Here is a 553-nt window from a genome sequence, read left to right as displayed (position 1 = left end):
GCCGCGGCCTTACGAGATGAGGGAGATGCGCGGCATCTCGCTGCCGGGTTCGCTCGCCGAATATGTTGCGCTCCCGGCCAATTCGGTCGTGCCGGTGCCGGCGCATCTCTCCTTCGAGGCGGCCTCGACGCTGCCTATCGCCGGCACTACCGCCTGGAATGCGCTCCGCGCCGCTGATGTCGGACCGGGCTCGGTGGTCGTGCTGCTCGGCACCGGCGGCGTCTCGATCTTCACGCTGCAGCTCGCCAAGGCGGCCGGCGCCACCGTGATCATCACCTCGTCCTCGGACGAGAAGCTGGAGCGGGCCAGGGCGCTGGGCGCCGATCACCTGATCAATTACCGCTCGACGCCGGACTGGGACGGCAAGGTGCTGGAGCTGACCGACGGCCTCGGCGCCGACCTCGTCGTCGAGACCGGCGGCGCCGCCACCTTCGCCCGCGCGGTCAACGCCACCGCGCCCGGCGGAACGCTGTTCACCATCGGCTTCGTCACCGGCGCCGAGGCGACGGTCAATCTGCTGCCGATCATCATCAAGGCGCTGAAAGTGCTGGGC

Annotated in this window: 1 protein-coding gene; it reads left to right on the top strand. The window is 69.8% G+C overall.

The genetic code is table 11. The features are described 5' to 3' along the window. Positions 1-25 precede the first annotated feature (25 nt). Positions 26-553: NAD(P)-dependent alcohol dehydrogenase (locus EOA27_RS39455; RefSeq protein WP_245491423.1), on the top strand; the 528-nt coding region annotated here is incomplete at its 3' end.

It is taken from the genome of Mesorhizobium sp. M2A.F.Ca.ET.037.01.1.1, assembly GCF_003998075.1.
Lineage (GTDB): Bacteria > Pseudomonadota > Alphaproteobacteria > Rhizobiales > Rhizobiaceae > Mesorhizobium.
Note: the sequence above shows the minus strand (reverse complement) of the source record. Positions and strands in the feature narration are given on the sequence as shown.